Consider the following 14,807-nt stretch of genomic DNA (forward strand, 5'->3'; position numbering starts at 1 on the left):
AGGATGGCAGTTGAGTGCGTAGCAGGCAGTCATGTAGCTCCCGAAGAGCGATTTGAGTATTTCTGGCGCCAGCAGGGCGAGTGGGTCGAAGAGCCTAATCGTCGGCGTGGCGGTGAAAGTGGCGTGCAGCGTGTGATGGGCCCCACCGGGCGTTTGCTCTACAGCAAACGTCAGACCGGGCATATCTACCGCAGTTGGCTGCATCCGTTTGGACGCCCGACGGTGTTGCGCGAACGGGATGCTCTCAAAGGCCTGCGCGCGCTGAATGTACGGGTACCGGAGATGGTGTTCTGCGAGGCGCGTCGTGATCCGCAACACCAATGGAAAGCATTGTTGGTGACGGCTTCGCTGGACGGTTTCGACGAAATCGAAAAATGGTACGCCGCCGGTGGCCGTGAACAGTACGGCGAAGCGGTACACGAGCGTGTACTCAAAGAGGTGGCGGCGACATTGGCGCGCATGCACAAAGGTCGCTGGCAACACGGTTGCTTGTACATCAAGCATATCTTTGTGCGCGTTACGGGTGAGCCCGACTCGGCCAACGTGGAAGTCGCGCTGCTGGACTTCGAGAAATGCCGCCAGCGCCTGACCGCTTATCGAGCCGCCTCCCATGACATGCTGCAACTGCGCCGCCATTCGTCGTGGAGCGATGGCGACTGGGCAAAACTCAGCTACTTTTACGAGACGGCGTTTGGCAGCGCTATCAAGGGTTTAACCAAATGAAGCTAGAAATAGCTCGAGGTCTGTTTCTGGTCGGGGCGTTGGGCGTTGCTGCCCTGGCCCTGGCTGCATGGGAACAGCCTCGGACACAGGTCCTCAGTGCGGTGCAAGGCAGCGGGCAATGCCTGCTGCCGCGCATCGCCAAGGCGAGTGCGACGGTCAAGCCCGATCATGACCTGCTGTTGTTCATGTTCGGGATGTCTCGAGGGGTGGGGCCACAAAGTTGAAACGATCAAAACCACCCAAAAAGGGCCTTGTGAGACGAGGCCCTTTTTTTTCGCCAGCGATTTGCCCGTCGGGCGCAGCGCGGGCCGAGCCTGACCGTCAGACCAGATGCAGATGGTTATCCCAAAGCCCGGCTGGCAATTCCAACGGTGTTGCGCTCAGCTGTGCCTGGCGGCAGTCATAGAACCGGCAGCGCCCCTGGCCGGAGGTCACGACAAACCCGTCCGCCACTGCACCCACGCCCGCACAGTCCGGCAACGGCCCATCCAGGCGCAGCTCGCCGCTGTCGATGTGCCAGATAAACAAGCGGTTGCCGCGCGGTGCGGTCAACGCGACCAGGCGCAATTCGCTGTGTACCGCGACGCTGGCGGTGTAGTGCGCCATCGCCTGTAACTGCTCGTCGGCCACCGCAAACGCCATGAATGGCTGCCCCGGCCGCTTGATCGCAAGCAACTCGGAGCGCTCCTGGGACGGCCCCATGAACTGCTGCCCGGTGAGGATGGTGCCATCGCTGGCGATGCCCATATGGCGCACGCTGTTCATCTGTTGGCCGAGGGTTTCCTTGCTGATCAGGCTGCCGTCGCGTTGCATCAGCACCAGGCTCGGTTCCATGGCGTTGAGGTTCATTTCCACGCGGCTTTCGGCTTCGGTGCGGATGCCGCCGTTGGCCACCACCAGGGTTTCGCCGTCGGGCATCCACGCCACCTGGTGCGGGCCGATGCCATGGGTGGAAATCTCGCCGCTGTGCACCAGCCGTTCGCCTTCGAACCGATACACCCCGAGCAGGCCACGGCCCGGATCGGAGGTGTCGTTTTCGGTGGCGTACAGCCAGTCGCCACTTTTATGGATTACCGCGTGGCCATAGAAGTGGCGGTTTGCATTCGCGGTGATGGTTTGCAGCAGCGCGCCATCACGCAGGTCGATCAGGTAACTCTCGGTGCCCGGGCGACGGGCGACAAACAGCGCGATCGGCAGCGTCGGGTGGTTGATGATGTCGTGGCAGCGCTGGCCGACCTGGGTGGCGAACACCCGCTGGCCGTCCAGGCGATAACCGACAGCATAGTGTTTGCCGTCTGCATCATCCCGCGCCGACAGCAGCAGCGGGCCCTTGTCTTTCTGCTTGAACAACGTCCAGCCGCCCAGCGTGAGTGCGCCGAGCAACGCGCTGCCAATGGCCAAAGCCTGTCGCCTGAGCATCATCAGTCACCGTCGTTGGCGTTGAAGCCCAGTTGGATGCCCAGCGCCTTGGCCAGCTCGCCTTCGTGCAGGCGGTGGACGACGTTGAGGCTGTCGTAGAGATCGTTGAGCTGCTGGCGTCCGGCGTCATCGCCGAGCAATTCGTTGAGGGTGCGCTGATTGCTGGCGAACAGTTTCAGGGACGCGGCATAGGCGGCGTCGATCTTCTCCGCCAGGGCCTTTTGATCGGCCGGCAACAAGCCACGCAGGCCTTTGTTGTCGACGCCGACCCACACGGTCTGGGCCGCGGCAAGGCTGGCTTCCAGGCTTCGCAGGGACGACTGGCTGCGCCATGCGTCGGCCTGGAACGGCTGCGGGATGCCCTTGGTCTGGCGACCCATCGGCGTGCCGAGTTTTTTCTTCAGGGTGTCCAGTGCGGTCACTTGTACGCGCAGCAGGTCGGCAATGGCCTCGTGGGAATCAGCGTAGCGCTGGTTGGGAAACTTGCTCATCTGCGCGAGCATGCCGTCGGTGCTGTTCCAGCTGGCCAGGATCTCTTCGGCCAGGGCTTTCTGGCGCTCGCCGATGGCCGTCAGCAGCGGGCAGTAGCGGGCTTTCTGCGCGGCGTCGGCGATATCGGTCTTGGCGTCGTAGAGGATGTATTCATAGGCCGACAGGCCCTGCACCACCACGCTGGATTTGGCCAGGGCGGCCGCATCGATCTGCGGCTGGGCGGCGACCAGTTGCTCGACCTGGCGACCCACCAGGTTTTTCTTGTCCGGCCAGAACTGCACCTGCCACGAACGGTTACCCTCGGCCAGCGGGCCGATCAGCAGCGGTTGCAGTTCGGCCCAGGCTTTTTGGGCGTGAAGGAAGTCGGCGCGAGCGGTGTCCAGGCTTTCCTTGCCCTGGCAGTACGCCAGGGCGCTGACGGCCAGTTGACGGTCGGCTTCCACCCAGCGGCTGTAGGTCGGCAAGATCACTTGCTTGGCGATGGCGGCCGAGGTCACCGCTTGCGGGTCTTGCGGCGAACAGGCGCCGAGCGCGAGGGCGGCCAGGCTGGTGAACAACAACTTGGGACGGAACATGTCGAGCTCCCTTCTGTAAGTGGGGCGAAGCTTATAAAGAGTTCAGGAACGCCAGCAGTGCAGCGCGCTGCTCGGCATTGAAGGACAACACATGCTGCTGCGCCGCTTGTGCTTCACCGCCGTGCCAGAGCACGGCTTCCAGCAGGTTGCGGGCGCGGCCGTCATGCAAGAACTGGGTGTGGCCACTGACGGTTTGCGTCAGGCCGATGCCCCACAACGGTGGCGTGCGCCAGTCGCGGCCACTGGCCTTGAATTCGGTGCGGTGGTCGGCCAGGCCGTCGCCCATGTCATGCAACAGCAGGTCGCTGAAGGGGCGAATCATCTGGTTGGCCAGTTCAGGTTCGGCAGCATGGGCCGCCGTGGTGAACGACGGCGTGTGACACCCCTGGCAACCGGCCTGGTAGAACAGGTTCTTCCCGGCCAGCACCTGTGGTGCGTCGATGTCGCGGCGCACGGGCACCGCCAGGTTGCGGGTATAGAACAGCACCAGGCGCAGGATGTTATCGCTGACTTCCGGCTCGCCATCGGGCCCATTGCCGTTGGGCGCCTGTTTGCAGGCGACCTGGGCGTCGGTGCAGTCATCGAACGGTCTCAGCGACGTGGTGAGGCCCATATCCCCCGAAAACGCGTGAACGTTCTGTTGATTGAGGTTGGGTTGCCCGGCTTTCCAGCCGAAGCGTCCGAGCACGGTTTTTTGCCGGGCGTCATCCCAGACCCAGTTCGCGCGGCCGACGATGGCGTCTTTGTCGGCGGTCTTCGGGTCGGTGTTGCGCAGGATATCCGCGTCGGCAATCGCTTCGAGCAGGCCCAGGCCGATCATCGGCGGGGCGATGCGTGCGGAGAAGCGCGTGTCCGGGTGCATCGGGCCGTAACCGAGTTGGGTGATCTGCAGGTTGGGCTTGCGCAGTTCGACGACGCTGCCGTCCGTGAACGTGACGTTGACCGGCGTGTAGTCGACCCGCACCTTGCCCTCCGGCGTCACGCCGGGTACGGCCATGTCCTGCAACTGCCCACCGTAGACCGGCTCGGGCACTACGCCGAGTTGCTCGATGAGCTTGGCATACGGCGGCGCATCCGGGATCGACAGGCGCACCAGCATCGACACGGCGTTCTGCGCGTCGGCCAGCGGCGGGTGGCCACGGCCGTCCTTGATATGGCAGTTCTGGCAGGCATTGGTGTTGAACAGCGGCCCCAGGCCGTCGCGCGCGGTGGTGGTGGAAGGCGCGATCACCCAGGGGCTGCGAAAGAAACTGTTGCCGACGCTGAAATCCAGGCGGCGGGTTGGCGACAGGTTGGCCGAGGGCAGGGAAAAGGCGTTCTGGCCGTGTTTGTTCACCGTCGTTGCCCCGCCGGCCCGCGCTTCCCCCGGCTCAGCCTGGGTAAACCGGGGGGCGTCATCGCAGGCAACCAGGCTCATGGCCATCAGTCCTGCAGACAGGCGAAGAAGCGAACGGAGCATCAAGTTTCCTGAGCAAAGGCGGAAAATAAGGTCGCAAAGTCTAACAGGGCGGGGCGGTTTGAATAAGAGCAATTATCGTTTGATGGCATCCCGGTCCATTCCCGCTAGAATGACCGCACATTTTTTTCTGGAGGTGGCCAATGCAGGCTCTCGACGCTTTGCTCAACCGTGTTTCCGTGCCGCGCCTGCTGGAACCGGCACCGACCCAGGAGCAGCGTGATGTGCTGTTCGCCGCGGCCATGCGTGCGCCCGACCACGGCCAGTTGCGTCCTTGGCGGTTCCTCACCGTGGAAGGCGCGGCCCGTGAGCAGATGGGCACGTTGCTGGTCGAAGCCGCCCGCCTGCAAGACCCCGACGCGCCGCAGGCCGTCCTCGACAAGGCCCAGAACGGCCCGTTGCGCGCGCCGCTGGTCGTAGTGGTGATTGCCCGCCTGCAGGAACACTTCAAGGTGCCGAAATCCGAGCAATTGCTGGCGGCGGCTTGTGCCGCCCATGGCATCCTGCTGGCGGCCTACGCCCAGGGGATTGGCGCGGTGTGGCGCACCGGGGACTTGTCCTACTCGGCCCATGTGGCCAAGGGCCTAGGACTGAAAGAGGGCGAGGAAGTCATTGGCTTCCTCTACCTGGGCACGCCGCAGAACCCACCGCGTACCGCGCCGAAAGAGGATGTAGCGGCGTTTGTCACGGCCTGGACCGGCCTGTAGGAGCGAGCTTGCTCGCGAAAAACTCAAGGACACCGCGTGCATCCAGGATGCACGCATGATCGAGGATGTAGCGGCGTTTGTCACGGCCTGGACCGGCCTGTAGGAGCGAGCTTGCTCGCGAAAAACTCAAGGACACCGCGTTCATCCAGGATGCACGCGTGATCGAGGAAGGATGTAGCTGCGTTTGTCACGGCCTGGACCGGCCTGTAGGAGCGAGCTTGCTCGCGAAAAACTCAAGGACACCGCGTTCATCCAGGATGCACGCGTGATCGTTGACGTTCTTCGCGAGCAAGCTCGCTCCTACAGTGTTGTTTACACCCTGAACTGGTCCATCAACTTCATCTGTTGAGTCGCCAGTGCATTGAGTTGGCTGCTGATTGCCGCCGACTCGGTGGCCTGGCCGGTGAGGGTTTCGGTCACGGTGCGGATCGCCGACACATTGCGGTTGACCTCTTCGGCCACTGCGCTCTGTTGTTCGGCGGCGCTGGCGATCTGCAGGTTCATGTCGCTGATCACCGTCACCGCGTCGCTGATCTTGCCCAACGCCTGCACGGCCTGATGGATCTGCCCGGCATTGCTCTGGGCCTGCTGTTGGCTCGAATGCATGGTCGCCACCACGCCACGGGTGCCGCTCTGGATGCGTTCGATCACCTGGCGGATTTCCTCCACCGAATCCTGGGTGCGCTTGGCCAGGTTGCGTACTTCGTCGGCCACTACCGCAAACCCGCGCCCGCTTTCCCCGGCGCGTGCCGCTTCGATGGCAGCGTTGAGCGCCAGCAGGTTGGTCTGCTCGGCAATGCTGCGAATCACTTCCAGCACTGAACCGATCTGCTCGCTGTTGACGGCCAGTGCTTCGACTTCGCTTACGGCCTTGCTGACTTCGTCGGCGAGGGTGGTGATATCGCGGGTGCTCTGCTCGATGATCGACATGCCTTCGCGTGCCGACTGATCGGCCCCGCGCGCCGCGCTGGCGGCGTTGGAGGCGCTGTTGGCGACGTCATGGGCGGTGGCGCTCATTTCATTGGACGCCGTGGCCACCTGGTCGATCTCGCGGAACTGCACCTGCATGCCTTCGCTGGTCTGGCGTGCAATGGCCGAAGACTGGTCCGCCGTGCCACGGGCTTCGCTGATGCTTTGCTTGATCTGCGCGATGGTCGGTTGCAGCTTGTCGAGGAAACGGTTGAACCAGGTCACCAGTTCGCCCAACTCGTCTTTCTTGGAGTAGGCCAGGCGCTGGGTGAGGTCGCCGTCGCCGCTGGCGATGTCCTTGAGCATGGCTGCCACGCTGTTGATCGGCCGGGTCACGCCGGTGGCGGTCAGCCAGACCAGCAGCAGGCCGAGCAATGCGGCGACGGCCGCGACCAGCAAGGCCTTGAGCGTGCCGCTGGCCTGGGCCTTGTCGAGTACGGCTTGCAGCTTGACGTTGTCGGCCAGCAGTACGGCCTTGGGCAGCTTGATCACTATGCCCCAGGACTTGGCGTCGGCAAGCGGTTTGAGCGGGTACACCGCGCGAATGGTGTTGTCCTGTTCGAGAATCGTGCGGTTGTCGCTGCCCAGCAGTTGCACGATCTCTTTGCCTTCGGCGCCCAGGGTGTCGATCAGGTTCTTGCCGACCTTGGCCGGTTCGCCACTGTAGGCGGCGATCAAACCGGTGCTGGAGATAATCTCCAACTGCGCCATACCGTTGAACAGGTCTTTCTGTGCAACATCGGTGCTGGCTTGCAAGGCATTGAGGGCAATGTCGACGCCCAGGACGCCGATGAGTTGGCCGTCTACCAGTAACGGCAGGGCGATGGTGGTCATCAATACAGTCTTGCCGCCCACCGTGTCTTCATACGGGTCCAGCAGGCAAGCGCGACGGGTGTCCCGTGGGCAGGTGTACCAGATGTTGTAGGGGGTGCCGTTGAGGTTGAGGGTGGTTTTGTTCAGGTCCTCTTCGACCATGATGGTGTTCAAGCCTTCGCCGCCGGCGCGGCTCCAGTAGCTGGAGAAACGGCCTTTATCGTTGGAGACACGCGCCTTGTCGTCGACAAACTCACTGTCCTTGCCATCCAGCGCATTGGGCTCGAACGACATCCAGATCCCCAGCACCTTGCTGTTGCGTTCAAACGCGGTTTTCAGGCTCTGGTTGAGTTCTTCACGCAGCGCGCCGGGTTCGAGGGAGCGCTTGGCGGCCAGGGTGCGCAGGTCTTTGACCTGGTCGGCGAGGGCGGTCAGCGCCACCAGGCTGTCGCCGAAGGTTCGCTGCAGTTGTACCGCCTGTTCGGCAGCCTTGGCTTGCAGCAGTTGTTGCACACTGGCGGTGAGCATCCGTGAGCTTGAGTCGCTGACCAGCGCATTGTTCTGTGCGGTATTGTAAATATTCATGCCGACCACCAGCGCAATCACTCCCAGCAGGCAGAGGCCGGACAGCAGCACGATTTTCAAGCGGATGGAGAGGGTATCGAACATAGGTTCACTCACGGATGGGCTTGTTGGTATGCGAGCCGGGCCAAGTCCATTCGGCGCCTTATCCGGAGCATCGGCGCAGCCAGGGGTTTCATGAGAGGGAGGCGATGAACGGTAGGAAAACGCCTACATCCCGCGCTATACGGGGCGTGCGAGCCGTTCCGGGCGGGACCATATCCACAGGTTGCCCAGGCTCATTCCGGCGATGGTCAGGTAGATCGGCCAGCCGTGATCGAGCGTCAGCAGCATCAGTAGGGCACAGAGCAGCATGCTGACGGTGGCGCTGATTTTGGCGCGGCGCGCAATGATCTTGCCGTTGCGCCAGTTGAGCAGGATCGGCCCGAACAGGCGGTGGTTTTCCAGCCAGGCGCTGAGGCGCGGCGAGCTTTTGGTGGCGGCCCAGGCAGCCAGCAGGATGAATTCGGTGGTGGGCAAACCCGGCACGACAATCGCCACCAACCCGATACCCAGGCTGACGTAGGCCAGCAGGCCGAAGAGGAGCCGGGCGATTCTCGAGGTGGATGGGGATTTGCCGGTCATGGGTGTGTGCAAGTCGGGGAAAACAATTATTCAGCTTGGCATGAGATCCAAGTGTGGGGGGGCGTGTCAGCCACCACTTTCATGGCTGACCCATCCCTATCGGGAGCAAGTCGAATCGTCGCACCGCCCCTCCCACCGATTACGCATTTCAATCGAATATCAGGCCAGCTCAGGGGCGGTAGCGTATGCCTGTTCGAGCAACACCGTGAAGCGCATAAACGCATTGAGCGCACCTTTTTCCACATCGGCTTCTTCTTCGGCGCTGAATTCCAGGCCGTCGAGGGTGCGGGTGAAGCGCTTCCAGCCGTCGGCGCGGCCGCCGGCCGGCTCGCCGAGGTGGCGGGCGCCGAAGGTTTCGCTCAGGCCCAGGGCCACGGCGCGCTTGATCAGGAACGCCGCGCCCAGCTTGGAGCCTTCGGAGACGAACAACCAACCCAGGGCTTCGGCTTGGCTCGGGTTCTGCACGGCGCCGGGGACGGCGGCCGGCACGTCAGTGTCCAGGTCGGCCAGGTCCAGTCTGGCGGCGTCGGCGCGGCAGCGCTCGGCCAGGTCGGGGACGATCTTGATCAGCGCGGCATCGTTGTACAGCGCCACCAGTTCCGATTGGAACAGGTACTGCGCCACCACGAAGCGCGCGAAGTTGGGTCGGGTTTCAAACGGCGCGTGCGCCTTGACCAGCGCATCGAGCCGGGTGTGCGGCTCGCTGGTGATCTGGTTCAGGCGCTGGGAGCGCAGGCTTGGGCGTTCTGCGGAAGGCGAAGCGGTCATGACAAAGTCCTTGTGAAGGGAGCGCCGTGTTGCCCTGAGGCATGGCTGGGCGGTTAGTAACTAGACGAACAAGAAGACGCGGCACAGTAAAAAATCCTCACCTCGCCGGTGATTGATTCCGGCGAGGCGAGGCGGATTGATCAGATGTCCCAGATCACATTGATCGCAAAGTTGCGACCGGGCTGGGTCAGGCGGTCGAGGTTGGCCGGGCCGGTGACACCGGCTTCGCCGACGCTGTCGTAGCTGCGCACGTCATCCCAGTTCCAGTACTTCTTGTCGGTCAGGTTGTAGAGGCCGGCGTTGAGGGTCACGTCGTGGGTGACTTTATAGAAGCCGGTCAGGTCGAGGATGCCGAAGCCTGGGGTCTTGAACGGGCCGTTGGCGCTGTCGCCGTCGGGCGCGAAGAAGGTCTTGCTGTCGACACGGTCTTGTTTCTTCACCAGGGTCCAGCTCAGCAGGCCACCGTAGTTGTCCTGTTCGTAACCCAGGCCGAATACGCCTTTGAGTGGGTTGACGCTGTTCAGCGGCTCGCCGCTGTCGTCGTTGCGCCCGTAGGCGTAGGCAATCGACCCCTGGGTATACAGGCCCTGAGGCGCCCCGAAGGCGTCGAGGTTCAAGCGGCCCTTGGCTTCCGCGCCCTTGATGGTTGCGCGCTTGATATTGACGGCCTGGAACTGTTCGACGGTGCCGCCGACGACCGCGTTGTCTTCGTCGATAAAGTCGCGGTACTTGTTGTAAAACACCGCGATGTCGAAGGAGCCTGCGGCGAACTTGCCGCGAATCCCGGTTTCGATGCCTTTGCTGGTTTCCGGCTTGAGGTCGGGGTTGGGCTCGACGGTGTAGCCCAGGTTCAGGTTTTCGAAGCGTCCGTACAGCGCCTTGGCCGAGGGGGTGCGGAAGCCTTCGGCGTATTGGCCAAACAGGGTGTAGTGATCGGTCAGGGCATACGTCAGGCCAAACTTGGGGGTGACACGGTGCCAGGTTTTTTCCTTGTCGCTCACCGGGTATTGGCCGGTCGGGTTGACGGTACTGAGGAACGCTTGAGTCAGCTTGGGTTTGAGCTGGGTGTAGTCATAACGCAGGCTGGGCAGGAAGGTCCATTTGTCCCAGGCAATCTGGTCCTGGGCAAACAACGAATAGGTGTTGATGGTCGGGTCGGGGAAGTCGCTGGCCTTCTTCACGCTGTCGCTGGCCGTTGGGCTGGGCGCGCCAATGGCTGTGCAACCGGCGCCGACGGCAAGGCAAGTGGCCGCGCCCTCGCGGGAGCCGGTGACTTTCTGCTGCTTGAGCGTGGTGCCGTAGGTCACTTGGTGATCGGTTTCGCCGAGGCTGAATGCCTTGTCCAGCTGGGCATCGAATACCCACTGTTTTTCTTCATAAAGCGTGTCGCGGGTGCGCAATACCCGACGGCCGGCCTGGTAGATTTCTGCGGTGCTCTGGTCGGTCTTGGCGATCTGGTAATTGAGACTGGTCTTGATGCGATCGGTCACGGGCGAGTCGAGGGCGAAGGTGTTTTCCAGGCCGAAACGTTCGCGGGTGATGGTGTCGTTGCCTCGGCGATCACGGTAGAGATTGAAACCTTGACCACCGACGAACGGGCCACCCACGGCATTCTTCAGGTTGACGTCGCGATCGTCCTTGTACTTCTCGTAAGTCAGGCCCAGACGGTTGTCATCGCCATAGTTCCAGCCCAGTTTGGCCAACACGTTGGTGGTGCGCGCCTCCTCGGGGTTGGCGCCGGTGCGGGCCAGGCCGGTGGCGTTGTTGCCGTCGTAGGCTTCGGTTTCATGGCCGTTGCGCTGGCTCAGGTGCAGCAAACCGTCGACGTCCTGTACGCGGCCGGCGACGGTGGCGGAGGTCAGCCAGCTCTCGTCGGCGGAGCTGTAGCCGGTCTTGAGGCGGGCGCCGACGTCCTGGCCGGGCTTGATGATGTCGTCCGGGTCGAGGGTGAAATAGCTCACCGCGCCGCCGATGGCGCTGCTGCCATACAGGGCCGACGCCGGGCCGCGCAGGATTTCCACGCGCTTGACGATTTCCGGGTCGACGTAGTTGCGACGGGTCTTGGCGTAGGGGCCGTTGAAGAAGTTGTCCGGCACTTCCACGCCATCGACCTGGGTGAGGATGCGGTCGCCGTCGATACCGCGAATGTTGTAGCCCGCATTGCCGGCACGGGTGCCGGCGCCACCGACCGAGACGCCGGGCTCGTAACGCACCAGTTCGCGGATCGTGTTGACGTTCTGGCGGTCCAGCGTTTGGCGATCATGCACGCTGACGGTGTTCGGTACGCTGTTGACGTCCTGCTCGTTACGGGTGGCGCTGATGGTCACCTGTTGCAGGTTGAGGACACCGCCGCCAGCGTGCTTTTCCAGGACGATGTTGCTGTTGCCGAGTTTGCGGTAGCCCAGGTTGGTCCCCCACCAACAAGCGCTCCAGGGCTTTTTCCGGCGACAGCGCACCACGCACGCCAGGGGACGACACGCCCTGGCCCAGCTCCGCCGGCAGGCCGACTTGCCAGCCGGTCACGGCGGTGAAGGCATTGAGTGCCGAAACCAGTGGCTGCTGTTCGATGCTGAAGCTGTAGTTGCCGTGGCTGCGGGCGGTCGGTTCGGCGGCGGCGGCCGTCAGCGGGGTACCGGCCAGCAGGAGGGCGGCGGTCAGCAAGGACAGCACGGGTGAAGAAGACCGGCGATTGAAACGAGAGGACATCGAGAGCGCTCCGGAAGTACGAGTCTTATAGTTGCGCACTGGTTCAAATAGGAATCAGTTGCATTGGCTAAGACGAGACGTACAGCCGAGGTCTATCGAGTAAAAATAATTCTCATTTAGTTCAGGATCACCAATGCCGGGTATTCAGAGAGCTTGGCCGAGGTGATGTGGGCCAGGGAACGCACTACGTCTAACGGTTGGTCGAGGCGGTAGTTGCCGGTGACGGCGACGCTGGCAAGTTGGTCGTTGGTGTTGACGATCCAGCCGGGGTAGTAGCGACGCAATTCGGCGAGCACTTCGCTCATCGGGCGGTTTTCGAAGATCAGCCGGCCCTGGACCCAGGCCAGGTCCTTGTTGGCGTCGAGCCTGGCGGGTTGACCGAAGCCGTTGGGACCGATACGGATGCTTTGCCCGGCGCTCAGGCGCACGCGGGCATCGTTGAAGGTGTTGCTCAGGTCGACGTCGCCGCGCTGCACCTGCACCTGCGCTTCGCCGTTGAGGTAGCGCACGGCGAACGCGGTGTCGCGCACGCTGGCGCGCACCGGGCCGGCGTCGACTTCCAGGGGCAGGCCGCGGTTGGGCGTTACCTCGAAAAACGCTTCGCCTTGGTAGAGGCGGGCGATGCGCTGGTGATCCCGGGTGGTGCTGGAGAACGCCGAATCGGTGTTCAGCAGGACGTTCGAGCCCTCATCCAATTGCAGGCGCTGGCGCTCACCCACCACGGTGAGGTGGTCAGCTTGCAGGCGTACCGGCAGGTTGCTGAAGCTGAACAGCCCGAGCATCAACACGGCGGCGGTGGCCAGTGGTTTCCAATGCGGTTTGATACGGCGCCAGGCCCCGGGTTTGCGCGGTGCGGCCAGCGCGACGGCGGCGCTGTGGACGGGCGCCCCGCCCCAGGCGGCCTGGGCTTTGCCGAAGGCACGGACGCGTGCCGGGTCGCCGGCCAGCCAGGCTTCGAACGCGGCCTGCTGCCCGGGTTGCGGGCACTGCAGGGCGATCAGCCAGTCGAGGGCCTGGTCCATCGCCGGGTCTTGCAACACCTCATGAGCCAGCGCATGGGGGCGCAGTTTATTCGGGTCGGTCACGGTGTGCCTCGGGTCTTCGCCACGTTCTATTTATCTTTCCTACAGCCTGGGTCGACATTTCTGTCGGGTGAAGCTTAAGGCTGATCCAGCCGTTCGGCCACACCTACACAGATGGCCATGATCAATTTCAGTTCCTTTTGCACCGTGCTCAAGGACACTTCCAATTGATCGGCAATCTCCTGGTAACTGCAACCGTGCAGGCGGCTGAGGATGAAAATCCGTTGCTGGCGGGCACTCAATTGGCCGAGGCTGATGCTCAGGTGCTCAAGCAGTTGCTCGGCCTGGGTCGCGTCTTCGGGCGTGCTGATGGGGGCGGCGACGCTTTGCAGGACGTCCAGCGGGACATCTTCCTGCAGTGTGCGCGCCTGTATCCTGCGGGAACGCAAGTGATCCAGCGCGAGGTTGCGCGCGGTCTGGTAGACGAAGGGTTCGAGGTGATCGATCGGCCGCTCGCCCAGGGCCCGGGTCACGCGCAGGTAGGTTTCCTGCAACAGGTCCTCGGCGGTGCTGTGGTTGTTCACCATCCGCTGCAAGGTGCGTAGCAGAATCACCCGTTGGGTGAGAAAGACTTGGTTGAAGCGAGATTGGCTCACAGCGATACCGGACCGATTTGTAGTTAATGATAATGCGTATCATCAGCACAAATGGCAAGTGGCTGTTTCTCTGGGCCTCTACCGATCAAATGTGGGAGGGGCTTGCTCCCGATTACGGAATGTCAGTCAACACATGCATGACTGATACACCGCCATCGGGAGCAAGTCGAACCGCCCCTCCCACAAAAGATTATTCGGCGTTGCAGAGCGCCAGGCAGTTGTCCAGCATGCGGTTGGAGAAGCCCCACTCGTTGTCGTACCAGGCCAGCACTTTCAGCAGTTTGCCGCTGGACTTGGTGTGGTTGGCGTCGAAGATCGACGACAGCGGGTTGTGGTTGAAGTCACTGGAAACCAGCGGCAGGGTGTTGTAGCCGAGGATCTTCGAGTGCTGGCTGGCTTCCTTGAGCAGCGCGTTGACTTCCTCGGCGGTAGCGTCTTTCTTCAACTGCACGGTCAGGTCCACCAGCGATACGTTGATCACCGGCACCCGCACGGCCATGCCGGTCAGCTTGCCCGCCAGTTCCGGCAGCACCAGGCCGACCGCTTCGGCGGCGCCGGTCTTGCTCGGGATCATGTTCTGGGTGGCCGAGCGCGCGCGGTAGGGGTCGGTGTGGTAGACGTCGGTCAGGTTCTGGTCGTTGGTGTAGGCATGGATGGTGGTCATCAGGCCGCTCTCGATGCCCAGCTCGCGGTGCAGCACCTGGGCCACGGGTGCCAGGCAGTTGGTGGTGCAGGAAGCGTTGGAGATGATCTGGTGGGATTGACGCAAAATGTCATGATTTACCCCGTAGACCACGGTGGCATCCGCGCCTTTGGCCGGGGCAGAGATGATCACCTTGCGCGCGCCGGCGCTAATATGGGCAGCAGCCTTGGCCCGGTCGGTGAACAGGCCGGTGCATTCGAACACCACGTCGATATTGTGCGCAGCCCAGGGCAGCTCGGCCGGGTTGCGAATGGCGCTGACGGCGATCCGGTCACCATTGACGGTCAGGCTTTCCTGATCGTGTGCGACTTCTGCATCGAAAGTACCGTGGACGGTGTCGTATTTGAGCAGGTGGGCATTGATCGAGCTGTCGCCCAAGTCATTGATCGCGACGATCTGCAAATCCTGGCGATAGCCTTGGGTATACAGTGCGCGCAGGACATTGCGGCCGATACGGCCAAAACCATTGATTGCGATTCGAAGAGTCATTGAAGAGTGCCTGTCGTCGATTTGTTGTAAGAATTACAAGATTATTCGCATAAAAATAGAAAACAAGCCTTTTTAGTGGCAATATTTTGTTCAATCTACAACG

Annotated in this window: 12 protein-coding genes and 2 pseudogenes; 3 read left to right on the forward strand and 11 right to left on the reverse strand. The window is 62.5% G+C overall.

Annotation, left to right across the window (positions count from 1 at the left end):
- The first annotated feature begins 3 nt into the window (after window positions 1-3).
- Together ACVWZP_RS26660 and ACVWZP_RS26665 are read left to right on the forward strand one after the other, a co-directional pair.
- Entirely contained in the window at window positions 4-723 is a 720-nt protein-coding gene (locus ACVWZP_RS26660) for a lipopolysaccharide kinase InaA family protein (protein ID WP_026139920.1), read from the forward strand.
- Complete coding sequence (locus ACVWZP_RS26665) at window positions 720-947, forward strand: hypothetical protein (protein ID WP_046490015.1); 228 nt, start codon at window positions 720-722, stop codon at window positions 945-947. The genes ACVWZP_RS26660 and ACVWZP_RS26665 overlap by 4 nt, the downstream gene beginning before the upstream one ends.
- A gap of 97 nt (window positions 948-1,044) precedes the next feature.
- Here ACVWZP_RS26665 and ACVWZP_RS26670 read toward each other — a convergent pair whose 3' ends face one another.
- From ACVWZP_RS26670 to ACVWZP_RS26680, 3 genes are read right to left on the reverse strand one after another with little or no spacing between them, the layout of a single operon-like run.
- A complete protein-coding gene (locus ACVWZP_RS26670; RefSeq protein WP_046385189.1) occupies window positions 1,045-2,142 on the reverse strand; it encodes a DUF1513 domain-containing protein in 1,098 nt (365 codons plus the stop codon).
- A gap of 2 nt (window positions 2,143-2,144) precedes the next feature.
- A complete protein-coding gene (locus ACVWZP_RS26675; protein WP_017846103.1) occupies window positions 2,145-3,209 on the reverse strand; it encodes an imelysin family protein in 1,065 nt (354 codons plus the stop codon).
- Window positions 3,210-3,240: 31 nt separating this feature from the next.
- Window positions 3,241-4,668, reverse strand: coding sequence for a di-heme oxidoreductase family protein (locus ACVWZP_RS26680; protein WP_457370271.1), 1,428 nt, complete (start codon window positions 4,666-4,668; stop codon window positions 3,241-3,243).
- A 140-nt stretch (window positions 4,669-4,808) separates the two neighbouring features.
- Between ACVWZP_RS26680 and ACVWZP_RS26685 the strand changes: the two genes are divergently transcribed.
- Window positions 4,809-5,372: an NAD(P)H nitroreductase gene (locus ACVWZP_RS26685; RefSeq protein WP_017846101.1), complete on the forward strand. Its 564-nt coding sequence runs from the start codon at window positions 4,809-4,811 to the stop codon at window positions 5,370-5,372.
- 312 nt (window positions 5,373-5,684) lie between these two features.
- Here the strand turns inward: ACVWZP_RS26685 and ACVWZP_RS26690 are convergent, their stop codons facing one another.
- The 8 genes and pseudogenes from ACVWZP_RS26690 to gap form a co-directional block, all read right to left on the reverse strand.
- The gene (locus ACVWZP_RS26690) at window positions 5,685-6,440 is read right to left on the reverse strand and encodes a methyl-accepting chemotaxis protein (RefSeq protein ID WP_370737558.1); all 756 of its coding nucleotides are present in this window, start codon (window positions 6,438-6,440) and stop codon (window positions 5,685-5,687) included.
- 102 nt (window positions 6,441-6,542) lie between these two features.
- Window positions 6,543-7,823: pseudogene (locus ACVWZP_RS26695) on the reverse strand (PDC sensor domain-containing protein); the annotation flags it as partial.
- Between the two features lie 135 nt (window positions 7,824-7,958).
- The gene (locus ACVWZP_RS26700) at window positions 7,959-8,360 is read right to left on the reverse strand and encodes a YbaN family protein (RefSeq protein WP_046382223.1); all 402 of its coding nucleotides are present in this window, start codon (window positions 8,358-8,360) and stop codon (window positions 7,959-7,961) included.
- A 159-nt stretch (window positions 8,361-8,519) separates the two neighbouring features.
- Complete coding sequence (locus tag ACVWZP_RS26705; RefSeq protein ID WP_017846098.1) at window positions 8,520-9,128, reverse strand: biliverdin-producing heme oxygenase; 609 nt, start codon at window positions 9,126-9,128, stop codon at window positions 8,520-8,522.
- A 140-nt stretch (window positions 9,129-9,268) separates the two neighbouring features.
- Window positions 9,269-11,834, reverse strand: a pseudogene (locus ACVWZP_RS26710) (TonB-dependent receptor).
- 116 nt (window positions 11,835-11,950) lie between these two features.
- Window positions 11,951-12,919 (reverse strand): FecR family protein, encoded by a 969-nt coding sequence (locus ACVWZP_RS26715; protein WP_261754633.1) that lies wholly within the window; start codon window positions 12,917-12,919, stop codon window positions 11,951-11,953.
- A gap of 74 nt (window positions 12,920-12,993) precedes the next feature.
- Window positions 12,994-13,512, reverse strand: coding sequence for an RNA polymerase sigma factor (locus tag ACVWZP_RS26720; RefSeq protein ID WP_017846095.1), 519 nt, complete (start codon window positions 13,510-13,512; stop codon window positions 12,994-12,996).
- 190 nt (window positions 13,513-13,702) lie between these two features.
- Entirely contained in the window at window positions 13,703-14,704 is a 1,002-nt protein-coding gene (gene gap, locus ACVWZP_RS26725; RefSeq protein WP_057004545.1) for a type I glyceraldehyde-3-phosphate dehydrogenase, read from the reverse strand.
- Window positions 14,705-14,807 lie beyond the last annotated feature (103 nt).

It is taken from the genome of Pseudomonas sp. TE36184 (assembly GCF_054060055.1).

Bases quoted from the DNA above. Each gene is read 5' to 3' on its own strand.
- ACVWZP_RS26665 (WP_046490015.1), top strand. From the start codon at position 720: ATGAAGCTAGAAATAGCTCGAGGTCTGTTTCTGGTCGGGGCGTTGGGC.
- ACVWZP_RS26670 (WP_046385189.1), bottom strand. From the start codon at position 2,142: ATGCTCAGGCGACAGGCTTTGGCCATTGGCAGCGCGTTGCTCGGCGCA.
- gap (WP_057004545.1), bottom strand. From the start codon at position 14,704: ATGACTCTTCGAATCGCAATCAATGGTTTTGGCCGTATCGGCCGCAAT.
- ACVWZP_RS26675 (WP_017846103.1), bottom strand. From the start codon at position 3,209: ATGTTCCGTCCCAAGTTGTTGTTCACCAGCCTGGCCGCCCTCGCGCTC.
- ACVWZP_RS26690 (WP_370737558.1), bottom strand. From the start codon at position 6,440: ATGCAGGTGCAGTTCCGCGAGATCGACCAGGTGGCCACGGCGTCCAAT.
- ACVWZP_RS26700 (WP_046382223.1), bottom strand. From the start codon at position 8,360: ATGACCGGCAAATCCCCATCCACCTCGAGAATCGCCCGGCTCCTCTTC.
- ACVWZP_RS26660 (WP_026139920.1), top strand. From the start codon at position 4: ATGGCAGTTGAGTGCGTAGCAGGCAGTCATGTAGCTCCCGAAGAGCGA.
- ACVWZP_RS26685 (WP_017846101.1), top strand. From the start codon at position 4,809: ATGCAGGCTCTCGACGCTTTGCTCAACCGTGTTTCCGTGCCGCGCCTG.
- ACVWZP_RS26705 (WP_017846098.1), bottom strand. From the start codon at position 9,128: ATGACCGCTTCGCCTTCCGCAGAACGCCCAAGCCTGCGCTCCCAGCGC.
- ACVWZP_RS26680 (WP_457370271.1), bottom strand. From the start codon at position 4,668: ATGCTCCGTTCGCTTCTTCGCCTGTCTGCAGGACTGATGGCCATGAGC.